The organism is Thioalkalivibrio sp. ALE16 (assembly GCF_000381305.1).
GTDB lineage: Bacteria > Pseudomonadota > Gammaproteobacteria > Ectothiorhodospirales > Ectothiorhodospiraceae > Thioalkalivibrio.
The window spans coordinates 20,962-34,514 of record NZ_KB906368.1 but is presented as its reverse complement, the minus strand read 5'-3'; the positions used below and the strand labels follow the sequence as shown (position 1 = coordinate 34,514).

General features: G+C 69.2%; 14 protein-coding genes and 1 pseudogene. 10 read left to right on the top strand and 5 right to left on the bottom strand.

Annotated features, from left to right (window positions below; genetic code table 11):
• Window positions 1–16: 16 nt before the first annotated feature.
• From ribBA to F627_RS16600, 7 genes and pseudogenes are all read left to right on the top strand, one after another.
• On the top strand, window positions 17–1,123 hold the full coding sequence (ribBA, locus tag F627_RS0111860) for a bifunctional 3,4-dihydroxy-2-butanone-4-phosphate synthase/GTP cyclohydrolase II (protein ID WP_018867828.1): 1,107 nt from the start codon (window positions 17–19) through the stop codon (window positions 1,121–1,123).
• Between the two features lie 364 nt (window positions 1,124–1,487).
• Window positions 1,488–1,692, top strand: a pseudogene (locus F627_RS17350) (hypothetical protein); the annotation flags it as partial.
• 472 nt (window positions 1,693–2,164) lie between these two features.
• Entirely contained in the window at window positions 2,165–2,650 is a 486-nt protein-coding gene (ribE, locus tag F627_RS0111855; RefSeq protein WP_018875807.1) for a 6,7-dimethyl-8-ribityllumazine synthase, read from the top strand.
• Window positions 2,651–2,667: 17 nt separating this feature from the next.
• Window positions 2,668–3,195, top strand: coding sequence for a transcription antitermination factor NusB (gene nusB / locus F627_RS0111850; protein ID WP_018881511.1), 528 nt, complete (start codon window positions 2,668–2,670; stop codon window positions 3,193–3,195).
• A 25-nt stretch (window positions 3,196–3,220) separates the two neighbouring features.
• Entirely contained in the window at window positions 3,221–4,234 is a 1,014-nt protein-coding gene (thiL, locus tag F627_RS0111845) for a thiamine-phosphate kinase (RefSeq protein WP_019584134.1), read from the top strand.
• Between the two features lie 276 nt (window positions 4,235–4,510).
• Window positions 4,511–5,032: a phosphatidylglycerophosphatase A gene (locus F627_RS0111835; RefSeq protein ID WP_018866939.1), complete on the top strand. Its 522-nt coding sequence runs from the start codon at window positions 4,511–4,513 to the stop codon at window positions 5,030–5,032.
• A gap of 115 nt (window positions 5,033–5,147) precedes the next feature.
• Window positions 5,148–5,477: a hypothetical protein gene (locus F627_RS16600; RefSeq protein WP_081630755.1), complete on the top strand. Its 330-nt coding sequence runs from the start codon at window positions 5,148–5,150 to the stop codon at window positions 5,475–5,477.
• 185 nt (window positions 5,478–5,662) lie between these two features.
• Here F627_RS16600 and F627_RS0111830 read toward each other — a convergent pair whose 3' ends face one another.
• A complete protein-coding gene (locus tag F627_RS0111830) occupies window positions 5,663–6,241 on the bottom strand; it encodes an NAD(P)H-dependent oxidoreductase (RefSeq protein ID WP_018881508.1) in 579 nt (192 codons plus the stop codon).
• Window positions 6,242–6,445: 204 nt separating this feature from the next.
• On the opposite strand from F627_RS0111830, the gene F627_RS0111825 reads away from it, so the two are divergent.
• The 3 genes from F627_RS0111825 to F627_RS0111815 all read left to right on the top strand — a co-directional run bounded on the left by F627_RS0111825 (window position 6,446) and on the right by F627_RS0111815 (window position 8,434).
• On the top strand, window positions 6,446–7,393 hold the full coding sequence (locus tag F627_RS0111825; protein WP_018881507.1) for a sodium-dependent bicarbonate transport family permease: 948 nt from the start codon (window positions 6,446–6,448) through the stop codon (window positions 7,391–7,393).
• 4 nt (window positions 7,394–7,397) lie between these two features.
• On the top strand, window positions 7,398–7,688 hold the full coding sequence (locus tag F627_RS0111820) for a nitrogen regulatory protein P-II (RefSeq protein WP_026280909.1): 291 nt from the start codon (window positions 7,398–7,400) through the stop codon (window positions 7,686–7,688).
• Between the two features lie 146 nt (window positions 7,689–7,834).
• On the top strand, window positions 7,835–8,434 hold the full coding sequence (locus F627_RS0111815; protein WP_018878860.1) for a hypothetical protein: 600 nt from the start codon (window positions 7,835–7,837) through the stop codon (window positions 8,432–8,434).
• A 55-nt stretch (window positions 8,435–8,489) separates the two neighbouring features.
• On the opposite strand, the gene thpR is transcribed toward F627_RS0111815, so the two are convergent.
• The 4 genes from thpR to F627_RS17150 are packed head-to-tail and all read right to left on the bottom strand — an operon-like array spanning window position 8,490 to window position 13,473.
• The gene (gene thpR / locus F627_RS0111810; protein ID WP_019584133.1) at window positions 8,490–9,011 is read right to left on the bottom strand and encodes an RNA 2',3'-cyclic phosphodiesterase; all 522 of its coding nucleotides are present in this window, start codon (window positions 9,009–9,011) and stop codon (window positions 8,490–8,492) included.
• Between the two features lie 10 nt (window positions 9,012–9,021).
• A complete protein-coding gene (locus F627_RS0111805) occupies window positions 9,022–10,386 on the bottom strand; it encodes a sigma-54 dependent transcriptional regulator (protein WP_019584132.1) in 1,365 nt (454 codons plus the stop codon).
• Window positions 10,383–13,310 (bottom strand): sensor histidine kinase, encoded by a 2,928-nt coding sequence (locus tag F627_RS0111800; protein WP_019584131.1) that lies wholly within the window; start codon window positions 13,308–13,310, stop codon window positions 10,383–10,385. The genes F627_RS0111805 and F627_RS0111800 overlap by 4 nt, the downstream gene beginning before the upstream one ends.
• On the bottom strand, window positions 13,300–13,473 hold the full coding sequence (locus F627_RS17150) for a hypothetical protein (protein WP_018866931.1): 174 nt from the start codon (window positions 13,471–13,473) through the stop codon (window positions 13,300–13,302). Before F627_RS17150 ends, F627_RS0111800 begins: the two co-directional genes overlap by 11 nt.
• Window positions 13,474–13,553 lie beyond the last annotated feature (80 nt).

The window sequence follows — 13,553 nt, the reverse complement described above, 5'->3', positions numbered from 1 at the left end:
CCGACCGAAGGCACGCATGGAATTTTCCAGTACCGAAACCATCCTCGAGGAACTGCAGGCCGGACGCATGGTGGTCATCGTCGACGACGAGGACCGCGAGAACGAGGGCGACCTCTTGATGCTGGCCTCGCACGCGCGGCCCGAGGACATCAACTTCATGGCCAAGTACGGCCGCGGCCTGATCTGCCTGACGCTGACCCGCGAGCGCTGCAAGCAGCTGGCGCTGCCGCTGATGGTGACCGACACCAATGACGTGCATGGCACCAACTTTACGCTGTCGATCGAGGCCGCCGAGGGCGTGACCACCGGCATCTCGGCCTACGATCGCGCACACACCATCCGGACCGCGGTCGCGCCCAACGCGAAGCCCGAGGATATCGTCCAACCGGGGCACGTGTTCCCGCTGATGGCACAGCCCGGTGGGGTCATCGTGCGCGCCGGCCATACCGAGGCCGGGTGCGATCTGGCGCGCCTGGCCGGGGCCGAACCGGCGGCGGTGATTGTCGAGATCCTGAACGAGGACGGCAGCATGGCGCGGCGTTCGGATCTCGAACGCTTCTGCGCCGAGCATGACCTCAAGATGGGCACCATCGAGGACCTGATCCGCTATCGCATCGAGAACGAGAAGACCGTGCGTCGGGTTTCGGAGCGTCCGTTCCCGACCGAGCATGGCGAATTCCGCCTGCTGGCGTTCGAGGACGAGGTGGATCACGAGCTGCATTTCGCGCTGGTGCGCGGGGAGCCGAAGCCGGACCAGGAGACCCTGGTGCGTGTCCACCTGGAAAGCACGCTGTACGACACGCTGGGTTACGCCGGTCCGGATCGTGGCTGGCCGCTGGACGATGCCCTGCGCCGGATCGACGCGGCCGGCGAGGGTGTGGTGGTGGTGCTGCGCAAGCACGAGAGCCCGGAGGCCCTGGCCCAGCGTCTGGAGCATATCGGCCAGCCGGCGCCGGAAGAGCGCAGTGGGCGGGAGAACTCCGCCGAGTGGCGCATGTATGGCATTGGTGCCCAGATCCTGGCTGACTGCGGGGTGGGGCGCATGAAGCTGATGTCGGCGCCCAAGCGCTTTCATGGCCTCGGTGGCTTCGGCCTGGAGGTTGTGGACTACGTCCACGAGTAGCCCCCGGCCGGCACGCGCCTGGCCGCCTGCCTCGTGGTGGCTGGCCCTGGTTCGACATCCGGTGTTTACGTGCTTTCGGTCTACATACTGCCGTGCGCTGACTCGCCAGCGCGCCCCGAGTGACTTCTTTGCTCGTGCAAAGAAGTCACCAAGAAACACGCCCGACTGCCGCGACCCCGGCCCGCTTTGCGGGCCGGGGTTTCCCTCGCTCCGAGGCTTTTCGCGGGCGGCGCTGAACTCGCTGCGCCTTCGGCTCCGCTCAGACATCCAGCGCCTCTGATCCCGCGAAAACCCTCTCCGCTCGGCGCGACGACAACGGGGAGGCAGGTCAAAACAACGGCCGTCCCGACGATATTGCGAGTGGACGAAGGCTAGGTCTTCGGACATCTGGGCACGCTCGGCCTTTGGCCGTTGCGTGCCGCGCCCGCGCAGCGGGCGCCGGGGGCTTTCAGGCGGCAGGGCCATTGTGGTGTCGCGGGGTCGGAATACCTTCTGTCTTGACCTTCGCCTCCCGTATGGAGCCCCTTGCGGAAGGGTTCTCGGGGCGGGAGAAGGCGCTGGATGTCTGAGCGGAGCGCAGCGTAGCGAGTTCAGCGCCGCCGGCCCGAGGGCCCTGGAGCAAGGTTCCTGGGCGAAATCCGGGTGCCCTTCTTTGGGTACTTTCTTGGGCAAGCAAGAAAGTGCCTCGGGGCGCGCTGGCGAGTCAGCGCACGGCAGTATGTAGACCGAAAGCACGTAAACACCGGATGCCGAACCCAGACCAGCCACCACGAGGCAGGCGACCTAACGAAGGGACCGTCAACCACCGAGCGATGAACAAGGGTCCGCCATGATCGGGCAGGACGCCGGGCCGACGCCACTGAGCATACCGGCGCCAAATGCAGGTCCAGTCAGCGCCATGGCAGGCGGGCGGCTGCGCGATTCGTGCGGGCGCGCTCTACCGCGCGGGTTCGCGGTGCTACACTAGGCGGCATTTGCAACTCGGCCCCGCGGGTCGGCCCCGAACGGCCGCCTCGTCTCCGTCTCAATCGGAATGAAACCATGCACGACATTAAGACCCTGGAAGGCGTATTCACCGACGCCGCCGACCATCGCTATGGCCTGCTGCTGGCGCGCTTTAACAGCCTGATCGTCGAACGCCTGCTGGAAGGCGCGGTGGATACTCTGAAGCGCCATGGCGTGCAGGAAAAGAATCTGACCATCGCCCGCGTGCCGGGGGCCTATGAACTGCCGCTGGCGGCCCAGGCGATGGCGCGTTCCGGGCAGTATGACGGGGTCATTGCCCTGGGCTGCGTGATCCGCGGCTCCACCCCGCATTTCGACTACGTCGCCGGCGAGGCGGCCAAGGGCCTGGCCCAGGTGCAGATGGCCGAGGACCTGCCGATCAGCTTCGGTGTTCTGACGACGGACTCCATTGAGCAGGCGATTGAACGCGCCGGCACCAAGGCCGGCAACAAGGGCGCGGATGCCGCGATGGGCGCGATCGAGATGGTCAGCCTGATGCGGCAGCTGCGCGGCGGCGCCTGAGCGAGCACGAAACCGACGTGACCGAACCTGGCAATCCCTCCCAACCCGACCGTCCGGCCGCCAAGGGCGCGGGCGGCGCCCGCGCCAAGCGCCCGCGCAGCACGCCCGAGCAGCGGGCGCGCCACGCGCGCTCGTTCGCGCGGCGTCGCGCCATGCAGGCGCTGTACTCCTGGCAGATGACCGGCGCCCACCCCAAGGACATCCTGGCAGAGTTCCGTGACGACGAGGAACACGCGAAGGCGGATGCCGAGTATTTCCGCGAGCTGCTGATCGGTGTGACCCGCGATCGCGAGGCCCTGGATGCCCGCATGGAGCCGTACCTCGGCCGCCCGCTGGACCAGCTCGACCCGGTGGAGCATGCCCTGCTGTGGCTGGGTCAGTGGGAGCTGGCCGAGCGGATCGAGGTGCCCTATCGCGTGGTGATCAACGAGGCCGTGGACCTGGCCAAGCGCTACGGTGCGGAGCAGTCGCATCGTTACATCAACGGTGTGCTGGACCGGCTCTCCGCCGAGCTGCGCGGTCCCGAGCGCGCCACGCCGCGCTGACCCCGCGCAACGCCGCAGCACGGCAATGGCCGGCTCCGACTCCGAGTTCGACCTGATTCAGCGTTATTTCGGCGCGCCGTCGGCGGACGTGAACGCCGAGGGCGTTCGGCTTGGCATCGGGGACGATGCCGCCCTGTTGGCTGTGGCGAGCGGCCACGAGCTGGCCGTCACTGTCGACACCCTGATTGAGGGTACCCATTTTTTCCCCGATCACCCGCCGGCGAGCGTTGGGCACAAGGCCCTGGCTTCCAACCTCAGTGACCTGGCCGCGATGGGGGCCGAGCCGCTGGGCGCGCTGCTGTCGCTGACCCTGCCACGGGTCGATCATGACTGGCTGGCGGGTTTCAGCGAGGGCTTCCTGGCGCTGGCCGAAGAGGTTGGTATCCCGCTGGTAGGCGGGGATACCAACCGGGGCCCTCTGGCAATCAGCGTGACCGTGCTGGGTACCGCGCCCGCGGGCCAGGCCCTGCGCCGGGCCGGGGCCCGGCCCGGCGACCGACTGGTGGTATCCGGTGCGTTGGGCGGGGCGGCCTTCGGGCTTGCCCACGAGACCGCCCGGCGGGCGCGGGGCGCCGCGGGCGCGACTCTGCCCGCCGATGCCCGGGAGCCGGCCTGCGACCGGCTGTTCTGGCCCCGGGCGCGGCTGGCCCTGGGGCGCGGCCTGCGGAACCGTGCCCGGGCGGCTATCGATATTTCCGACGGCCTGCTGGCGGATCTCGGGCACCTGTGTGCCGCGTCGGGCTGTGGCGCGCGGGTCGACTGGCCCGCCGTCCCCCGCGATCCGTTGCTGGCACAGATCCCGGACGATCAGGCCCGCGAGTATGCGCTCGGCGGAGGCGAGGACTACGAACTGCTGTTCGCACTGCCGGCCGGGGAATCGCTGGATCTGCTGGCCTTCAGCGTGGATCTGCCGCTGACCGTGATCGGGGAATGCACGGAGGGTGACGCGGTGGTCGTCGAGGACGCGGACGGGCGGCGACTGGACGTGACGCGGGCGGGGCACGATCATTTCGCGGACAACATGGGAAACACTGATTAATGTACACACTCGCGTTGGTACCCCAGGTTTTCCGAGACAAGGCGCGGTGCGCAGCCGGTAGTGGTTCTACCGGCAAGGGCCGCAACGCAGGATCGGGGAACCTGGGGTACCAACCCCGAAGGGGCTCGGCCGCTTTTGCGCGCGCACGGCGTTGCGGCTCCCTTGTGCAGAATGCTGCACGGCCGTCGCCGCGCCTTGTTCGCACGCAAAAGCGACTCGAGCGCGAGCGTGTACATTGATCAGTGTTTCCCAAGGAACACTAGGGACAGGGTAGCCATGACGGAGCAGAAGAGCCGCAAGCCGCAGATGCCATCGGCGAAGACCGTATTCGGCGATCCGATCCACCTGCTGGCCTTTGGCTTCGGCAGCGGCCTGTCGCGCTGGGCCCCGGGCACCACCGGCTCGCTGGGCGCGCTGGTGCTGTACTTCGCGATCATGAATTTCCCGGAATGGGCCTATATCGCCGTGACCGTGATCGTGGTCATGGCCGGCTTCCACATCTGTGGCGAGAGTGCCCGCAAGCTCGGTGTGCACGATCACCCGGGCATCGTCTGGGACGAATGGGCGGGCATGCTGATTACCCTGGCCTTTGCCCCCGCGGGGCTGATGTGGGTGGTGGTCGGCTTTCTGCTGTTCCGGATTTTCGACATCCTCAAGCCCTGGCCGGCGAACTATTTCGACCACAAGTGGCAGGACGGCCACGGGATCATGATGGACGATGTGGTCGCCGGCCTGTACGCAGGCTTCGCCCTGGTGATCCTGGGCGGGTTGTTCCAGCAACTGGTGGTCGAGGCGTAGGACAGCACTCGGGTGGGCCCGGGTGTGAACGGGTCGTCAGAGTCGCGCGATGGCGAGAACTCGTGCGGATACGGCAACGCCTCAGGGTCAGGTATCCACCAAAGGAGTGTGTGGCATGAAGATCTCCATGCGTCATTGGCTTCAAGTGTTGTTCGTGAGTGCCCTCCTGGCGTATGGCGGCGCCCAGGCGCAGCCGGCGGGCGGACCGCCTTCGGGCGCCCCGGGCGCCAGTGGCGACACGCCAGCCGCCGGCGACTTGCCACCCGGACACGGCGGTACTCCGCCGGGGCAGCGCCGCGGCGACCCGCGCCCCGATCGGGGGCCCGACCTTCCGCGGGCGCCGGATCCGTCCTCGCCGCCGTCCCCGGACGACGCGCCGCTGCCGGACCCGTCCGATCTCCCCGAGCCGCCCACCCCGCCGAGCCCGGATCTCCCGGGGCTCTGACCGAGCGCGGCGGATCCGCCCTGCGCACGTGTTCCCGGGGTGGGGCGGTCTCCGTTTGACCGTGTAGTGGTCAATTCATTTCGGACGTCCCGATCGGTGCTCCCGTCCTTCGCTCAGTGGGAGGTCGTTGGGGTACACACAGGCCGGCTGGATGGGAATGGTCCCCAAGTGCACCGACTGGTCGGTTACTTCGCCTGGCGGCCGAGCGTGCGCAGCTGCTGCAGCCAGCGCTCGCGCGCGGCCGCGTTGCCGCCGTTCTGGCCGATCAGGGTGTGGCGGACGGGGCCGAAGCCACAGAAGCGCAGGATGTTCCGCTCCAGGCTCTTCAGGCTGTGGGCGCCGAACCACCAGCGGTAGGCGAGGGCCGGCATGCCCATGGTGACCACGATGCGTACGGAACGGCCCTTCAGCCGCGTGTGGCGCAGGCGGTTCATGTCGCCATCGGCGACAAAGGCTGGCCTGAGGGTCTGTTCCAGGAAGGCCTTCACCCCGGCCGGCATGTCGCCCAGCCACAGCGGGTAGATCAGCACAATGTGGTGGGCGGCCTCGATCAGGGCCTGGGCCTCGAGGATCGCGGGCGGGACGCTTGCGTCGAGGAACTCGGCCTGGCTCCTGAGCAGCGGGACATCACGATGGGCGATGGTGTAGGTGTCCACCGCGAAGCCGCCCTGTTCGGCCCCCTCGCGGTAGGCGTCGGCGAGCGCGTGGTCGAGATGGCCGCCGGCCGGGTCCGGGTGCCCCTGGAGGATCAGGATTCGCGTCATGCGTTGGCCCTCGTGATGGCTAAGCCCGTTTCCCAAGCGTAGCCCAGCCGGCGGACGCGGTGGTTCCGGTACGGGCCGTGGTGTGAGGGGGCGGTTGGTTGGCCGCCAAAAACGCCTCCGGAAACCGGTTCCCTGGCACGAGGGTCTTGCCTACCATAACGGGGTGCGCTGCGGTGGCTTGTAGCGTCGGGACGCGGAGGCGAAATGGCATTCGATCCGGTTGTGCTGTTCTTCCTGCTGGGGGCGATCGCGGGTCTGGCGAAGTCGGACCTCAAGATCCCGATGGCGATCTACGAGGCGCTGTCGATCTACCTGCTGCTGGCCATCGGCCTGATGGGCGGGGTCAAGCTGGCGGAAAGCGAGTTGCTTCCGTTGCTGCTGCCGGGCCTGGCGGTGCTCGCCGTGGGTTCGCTGATCCCGCTGATCGCGTTTCCGGTGCTGTACCTTCTCGGGCGGATGCCGCGGGCGGATTCGGCTTCCATTGCGGCCCACTACGGTTCGGTGTCGGTCGTGACCTTCTCGGTCGCGGTCGCGTTTCTGGCGTCCCGGGGTCTGGACTACGAGGGGCACATGGTGGTGTTCCTCGTACTCCTGGAGATGCCGGCGCTGGTCATCGGGATCCTGCTGGCGCGCATGGGCAGCCGGGGCCCCACTCGCTGGGGCAAGACCCTGCACGAGGTCATCTTTGGCAAGAGCATCTTCCTGCTGGCCGGTGGACTGGTGATCGGGTTCGTTGCCGGCCCGGATCACATCGAGCCGCTGGAGCCGATGTTCTTTGATCTGTTCAAGGGGGTGCTGGCGTTGTTCCTGCTGGAGATGGGGCTGGTGGCCTCCAGCCGCATCGCGGATGTCCGCCAGTACGGGCTGTTCCTCATCGTCTTTGCGATCGTCATGCCGATCGTCTCCGCGATCCTCGGGATCCTGCTCGGATGGGGCCTGGGCATGAGCCTGGGGGGCACGCTGCTGCTGGCCACCTTGTATGCCAGTGCGTCGTACATCGCGGCGCCGGCCGCGATGCGCATTGCCGTGCCCAAGGCCAACCCCGCGTTGTCGATCGGGGCCTCGCTGGGTGTGACGTTCCCGTTCAATATCTTCCTGGGCGTTCCGCTGTATTTCTGGATGGCCCAGACCCTTTATTCGCTCGGAGGCTAGCTCGATGCAAGGCGATGACATGTACCTGCTGACGGTGGTGGCCGAGGCGATCCTGGAGGAGATGCTGATCGACGAGGTACGCGCCATGGGGGCGGCCGGCTACACGGTGACCGACGCACGCGGCTGGGGCCGGCACGGCAAGCGCCGGGGCAACTGGCGGGCCGGCGGCAACATCAAGCTGGAGGTCGTGGCCTCGTCGGAGCTGTGCGAGCGGATCGCGGCCCGGTTCAAGGAACAGTACGAGTCGGACTACGGATTGCTGATGTTTACCGTGCCCGTCGACTTGAAGAATTGATCTGGCCGGACAGTCAGGCAGCCTCCACGAAGTGAAGTGCTTCACGAAATTCCGGGGAACTCGCCCCTGCGCCTTGGGGGCCGCGGGGCCCGGCTGCTATCACCGGGGGCCTGAACGAATGGCTTCACGGCCGCAAGGAGTTTCCCATGACCCGGTTTCGCAGTACCGCATTGATCATTGCCCTTGGCTCGCTCTTCGCCGTGGGAACGGCCCATGCCCAGGCGCAGCAAGGCGGCCAGCAAGGTGGCATGGGCCAGGGTACACCCCCCGCCGAGCGGGGTGCCCCTCCGGCGGGCGGGCAGGACACCCCGGGGCACGGCGGCATGCCGCGCGGCCAGGGCCAGGAGCACGGTCAGGGTATGCCGCGCGGCCAGGGCCAGGAGCGTGGTCAGGGCATGCCCCCGGGGCAGCCACAGCCGGCCCCCGGCCAGCCGCCGGGCCAGGGGCAGCAGGCCCCGGGCCAGATGGAGCGCGGTGGTCAGCCGGCCCCCGGTCAGGGCGGCGCGCCGACCGCGCCTCAGGGGCAGGGCCAGCCGCCCGGTGGCCAGGGGCAGCCGCAAGGACAGGGGCAGCCCCAGGACGCGCCGCCGCTGGGCCAGCAGCGTCAGCCCCGAGGCGCGGATGCGCCTCCGCTGGGGGACCAGACCCCGACGCGGCCGGACACCGGTAACCGCCCGGCCGAACCCGCCGATCCGTCAGAGCCGGCGGACCCTGCAGAAACGGGCAATCTCCCGCCGGTGGACTGATCGCGGCGGCCCGGGGTATCGCGCTTCGTCCGGGGGGGCGCGAAGCGGGCCCGCCTTACGTCCGGGCGAGGATGCGGTAGGGCCCGGGATGCCCGTCGCGGCCGGACTCGATCAGGACAATCGTGTCCGTCGCCCAGTGCAGCGGCGTTTCGATCCGCTCGCGAGCGGGCGGCGCGGCGTGGCGGCGCAGCGAAACGTGAGGCCGGAACGGGCGGGGCGGGCCGGTGTCGATGCCGCACTCCCGGCAGAGGGCATGGGCCCGATCCGCGAGGTCCAGGAGGGCCGCTGGCGGATCGCTTGGGCCTACCCAGGTAATGCGCGGACGGGCGAAGTGCCCCAGCCGGTCCAGGGTTAGTTCCAGCGGCTCGGAGGCCAGGGCCCCGAGGTGACCGGCCAGGCAATCGGCCTGCCCGGCGGGAACCGTGCCGGCGAAGGCCAGCGTCAGATGCAGATGTTCGGGCGGGATCGGACGGCCGGGACCATCCAGGGTGCGTCCCAGCCGATCCAGTCGTTCGCGTGTGGCCGTGTCGGGCCACAGGGCGAGGAAGACTCGTCGGAACTCGGGGGCCTCGGCCACGGCGGCGGGTTCAGGTGCGTGGTCGCGGCAGATTCTCGCGCTGACGGCGTTCCCACAGGGTCTTGCGGCTGATGCCCAGCGCCCGCGCGAGCTCCGTTTCGGTCATGCGGTCCTGGTTCTCCTGCACGAACTGGCGGAAGTACTCGTTCAGGCTCGAGCCCCGGGGCTTGCGGCGCGTCGGGAAGGCCGGGTTGGGGTGTTCCCCGGCCGCGGCGGCGTCCGGGGCCTCCAGGCCCATGTGCTCCGGCGCGATGTGTCCATCGGGACAGAGGACCCATCCGCGCTCCAGGGCATTGGCCAGTTCGCGCACGTTGCCCGGCCAGTCCTGGGCCTCCAGGGCATCCCGCGCCGCTTGCGTCAGGCGGGGGATCGTTCCCGATCCGGCCAGCCCCTCGAGGAAATGCTGCGCCAGCGGCAGGATGTCCTCGCGCCGCTCGCGCAGGGGCGGGATGGCCAGCTCCAGTACCCGCAGGCGGTAGTAGAGGTCGGCCCGAAAGGCCTGTTCCTCGATCATGCCCTCCAGATCGCGATGGGTCGCGGCCAGCAGGCGCACGTCGACCTTCTGATTCTCGTTGGCGCCCACCGGACGGATCTCGCCGTCCTGCAGCACGCGCAGCAGGCGCGCCTGGGCCGCCGGCGCGAGTTCGCCGATCTCGTCCAGGAACAGGGTGCCGCCATGGGCGCTCTGGATCAGGCCGGTGCGGGCCTTGACCGCCCCGGTGTAGGCGCCCTGGGCGTGCCCGAACAGCTCGGCCTCCACCAAGCCCTCCGGGATGGTGGCGCAGTTGACGGCCACGAAGGGCCCCCCGGCGCGCGGGCTCAGTTCATGCAGGGCGCGCGCGGCGAGCTCCTTGCCGGTGCCGGATTCCCCCCGCAGCAGCACGGTGGAGTGCGTGGCCGCCACGCGCCGGATCTGGTCGCGAAGCCGCTGCATCGCGGGGCTGTCGCCGATCAGGCCCAGGCCCGGGTGACTGAGGGTTTCGGTACCGGCGTCGGGCGCCTCGGGCGGGAGGCGGTCGCGCGCCTCGCGTTCGCGCAGGGCGGCGCGCAGGGTCAGCAACAGGGCGTCGTGGTCGAACGGCTTGGCGATGTAGTCGGCCGCGCCCTCTTTCATCGCGTTTACCGCCGAGGGGACCGATGCGTAGCTGGTCATGATGACCGTGGGCGAGCGGGTGAACTCGGGCAGCAGCTCGATGCCCTCGCCGTCCGGCAGGCGCAGATCCACCAGCTGGAGGTCGTAGGGGTCGGCCGCGGCCAGGGCGCGCGCCTCGGCCAGGTTCTCGGCCACGCCGACCTCGAAGCCGTGATGCTCCAGGAACCGGCGCACGGCGCGGCGGATCGGGGCTTCGTCGTCTACGAGCAGGATGCGGGTCATCGGTCTTGGTGCGGCAGCATGAGCAGGAATCGGGCCCCACCCTCGGGGCGGTTGGCGGCCATCAGGGTACCACCGTGGTCGCGCACGATGCTGTAGGCCACCGGCAGGCCCAGGCCGGTGCCCTGACCGGCCGGCTTGGTGGTGAAGAAGGGCTCGAACAGGCGTTCCAGGCTGGATTCGTCGATCCCGGGGCCGGCATCGTCGATGGTGATCTGGATGTGGCGGCCATGGACGCGCGCGGCGATCACGACCGTGGAGCCCTCGGGCGAGGCCTGCTCGGCGTTGGTCAGCAGGTTGATGAAGACCTGCAGCAGCGTGGCATGCGACCCGCGGACATGCAGCCCCTCCAGGCCGGTGGTGGAGAACTGCAGGTCCTTGCGCCCGGCCAGGCGAGTCAGGCGAATGGCCTCGGCCAGGAGTTCGTCCAGCGCGATGGTCTCGAAGTGCCCCGCGGACGGCCCCTCGTCGGCGTGGGCGAAGGTGATCAGGGACTGCACGATCGCATTGATGCGCCGGGTCTGCGCGAGGATGTCGTCGGCGATGCCGCGGATCTCGTCGGGATCATCCTCCAGCGGCAGGGTCTGGGCCAGCGAGGCGATCCCGGTCAGCGGATTGCCGATCTCGTGGGCGACCCCGGCGGCAAAGCGGCCGATGGAGGCCAGGCGGTCGCCGTGGGCGATCTCGGACTCGAGCTGGGCGCGCTCGGTCACGTCCTCGATCAGGACCACGCGCCCCTCCACCTGGCCATGGGCATCCTGTAGCTCGGAACGGTGCAGGTTCAGGCGGCGATTGCCGGCGGGCAGGTCCACGTTCAGCTTGTACCACTGCCGGTCCGGGCTCTCGAGGAAGGCCGTCAACAGGCCGCTCCAGGGGCTGTCGAGTCGGCCGATGTTCTGGCCCACGGCGTCCTCGGTGGCCACACCGGTGAGTTGCGCCAGGGCCTGGTTCCAGCCAGTGATCTCGCCGCTGTTGGTCAGGCTCGCCACGCCGAGCGGCAGTTCGTGCAGGATCTGGCGATGAAAGCGGCGCAGGGCGTCCAGTTCGGCGGCCAGGCCGGACAGTGGCAGGGAGCGGGTCTCCAGCTGCTCCTCGATGCGCCGCAGGCTCTCGCTGAGGGTCTGGCGTCCGGCGGCATCCAGGCGCAGGTGCTGGTCGACGATCATGCGCGCGAGAACCGGCCCGAGCAGACCGGACAGGTTGCGCTCGATGCGTTCGCGCAGGTGGCGCAGGTCGCTGCGCGAGCGCGTGTGCCGCGGCAGGCCGAGGTCGTCGAGCGCGCGCTGGACCTCGTGATGCGCGGCACCCGGCCCCAGGGTGGCGGCCAGGGCGGTCTCCATCTCGGTCACGTCTCCGGCCAGGGGCAGGCCGGCGCCGGCCCCGGTGGACTCGTTGGGGCAGCAGGCGCGGCCGGCCTCGATCTCCTCGCGGTTGGGGCGGGTCAGCAGGGACCCGATCACGAACAGCAGGGCGTTGACGCCCAGGCTCAGCATCAGGGCGAAGGTCCACGGGTCCAGCATCCCGGCCAGCAGCCACTGTTGCGGATCCGGCAGTCCGGTGGCGATGCCGGCATCCGACAACAGCGGCATCACCAGGGTGAAGGCCCAGCCGGTGATGCCCGCGACCAGTCCGAGCAGGAAGCCGACCCGGGTCGCCTGCTTCCACAGCATCAGACCGATCAGGCCCGGCAGGAGCTGGGCCACCGCGGCAAACGAGATCAGCCCCAGCTGCGCCAGCCCCTCGACTACCTGCAACAGGCCGTAAAAGGCATAGCCCAGTCCGATGATGAACACGATCCAGATGCGCCGCCCCCAGAGCAGGCGGGTATAGATGTTGGCGCTGCGCTCTTCTTCGTGCAGCCGGGTCAGCGGCGAGAGGTAGTTGGTCCCCATGTGGGCCAGCGCAAGGGTGGTCACGATCATCATGGCGCTGGCGGCGGACAGGCCGCCGATAAAGACCAGCAGCGCCAGGCTGGGCGACTCCAGCAGTCCGGCGATCCCGATGGCGTAGTAGTTCGGCGAGATTCCGAGGCCGGCCGCCTCGCCGGCCCAGTAGAGGATCGGCATCGGCAGGTTCAGTAGCAGCAGGAACGCCGGGAAGGCCCAGGCGGCGGTGGTCAGGGCCTGCGGGTTGATGTTCTCGGTAAACAGCATGTGGAACTGGCGCGGCAGCAGGAAGGCCGCGGCAAAGGCGAGAATCATCATTGCGAACCAGCCACCCTCGCGCACCGGGGCGTACAGCGCATCGACCGCCTCGGGGTGCGCGGCCAGCCAGTCGTCGAGGCCGGCGAAACCGCCGAACACCGCGTACAGGGCCACCGCCGCGATGCCGAGGATGGCGATCAGCTTGACGATGGATTCGAAGGCGATGGCCAGCACCAGGCCGGCGTGCTTCTCGCGCGGGGCAATGTGGCGGGCCCCGAACAGGATCGCGAACAGTGCGATGGTGGCGCTGAAGGTCAAGGCGAGCAGGTGGGGCGGGGTTTCCGCGGTCAGGACCGCGGCGGACTCGGCCACCGCCTTGATCTGCAGGGCGATGTACGGAAGCACGCCGGCCAGCATGAACAGGGCCACCACCGGTCCGGTCAGGCGACTGCGGTAGCGAAAGGCGAACAGGTCGGCCAGTGAGGTCAGTTGCTGTTCGCGGGTCACGCGCAGGATGGGGCGCAGCAGCCAGGGCGTGGCGGCGAAGGCCAGGGTCACGCCCAGGTAGATTGTCAGGTACAGATAGCCCTGTTCGGCCAGGAAGCCGAGGTTGCCGTAGAACGTCCAGGAGGTCGCGTAGACCCCCAGCGACAGGCTGAAGACCCAGCTGTTCGCCGCCAGCCGGCCGACCCGGGGGACGCGGTCGGCCAGGAAGGCGATGCCGAACAGCAGGGCCAGGTAGGCCACGCCCACCGCATAGAGCAGGCCGAGGCTAAGGGTCACGACGACCGCCCCGGCTCAGGGCCGCGATGGCCAGGATGAAGACTGCCCAGGCGGCGAACGGCCACCACCAGGCGGGGCTCAGGTGGGCGACCCAGATCACCAGCGGGCTCAGGAACAGCAGGGCCCCGAGGAGGGCGATCAGGATGGCGCGCGGGGCGTCCATGGTCAGATGTTCCCCCGTGCCGGGCCGCTGCGGGGCACGGGTTCCTGCGGGGCCTTCCGGATTGGCGCGCGGCGGGACAG

Bases quoted from the DNA above. Each gene is read 5' to 3' on its own strand.
- F627_RS0111820 (WP_026280909.1), top strand. From the start codon at position 7,398: ATGCAAGGCGATGACATGTACCTGCTGACGGTGGTGGCCGAGGCGATC.
- ribBA (WP_018867828.1), top strand. From the start codon at position 17: ATGGAATTTTCCAGTACCGAAACCATCCTCGAGGAACTGCAGGCCGGA.
- ribE (WP_018875807.1), top strand. From the start codon at position 2,165: ATGCACGACATTAAGACCCTGGAAGGCGTATTCACCGACGCCGCCGAC.
- F627_RS0111825 (WP_018881507.1), top strand. From the start codon at position 6,446: ATGGCATTCGATCCGGTTGTGCTGTTCTTCCTGCTGGGGGCGATCGCG.
- thiL (WP_019584134.1), top strand. From the start codon at position 3,221: ATGGCCGGCTCCGACTCCGAGTTCGACCTGATTCAGCGTTATTTCGGC.
- F627_RS0111815 (WP_018878860.1), top strand. From the start codon at position 7,835: ATGACCCGGTTTCGCAGTACCGCATTGATCATTGCCCTTGGCTCGCTC.
- F627_RS0111805 (WP_019584132.1), bottom strand. From the start codon at position 10,386: ATGACCCGCATCCTGCTCGTAGACGACGAAGCCCCGATCCGCCGCGCC.
- F627_RS0111830 (WP_018881508.1), bottom strand. From the start codon at position 6,241: ATGACGCGAATCCTGATCCTCCAGGGGCACCCGGACCCGGCCGGCGGC.
- F627_RS16600 (WP_081630755.1), top strand. From the start codon at position 5,148: ATGAAGATCTCCATGCGTCATTGGCTTCAAGTGTTGTTCGTGAGTGCC.
- F627_RS17150 (WP_018866931.1), bottom strand. From the start codon at position 13,473: ATGGACGCCCCGCGCGCCATCCTGATCGCCCTCCTCGGGGCCCTGCTG.
- F627_RS0111835 (WP_018866939.1), top strand. From the start codon at position 4,511: ATGACGGAGCAGAAGAGCCGCAAGCCGCAGATGCCATCGGCGAAGACC.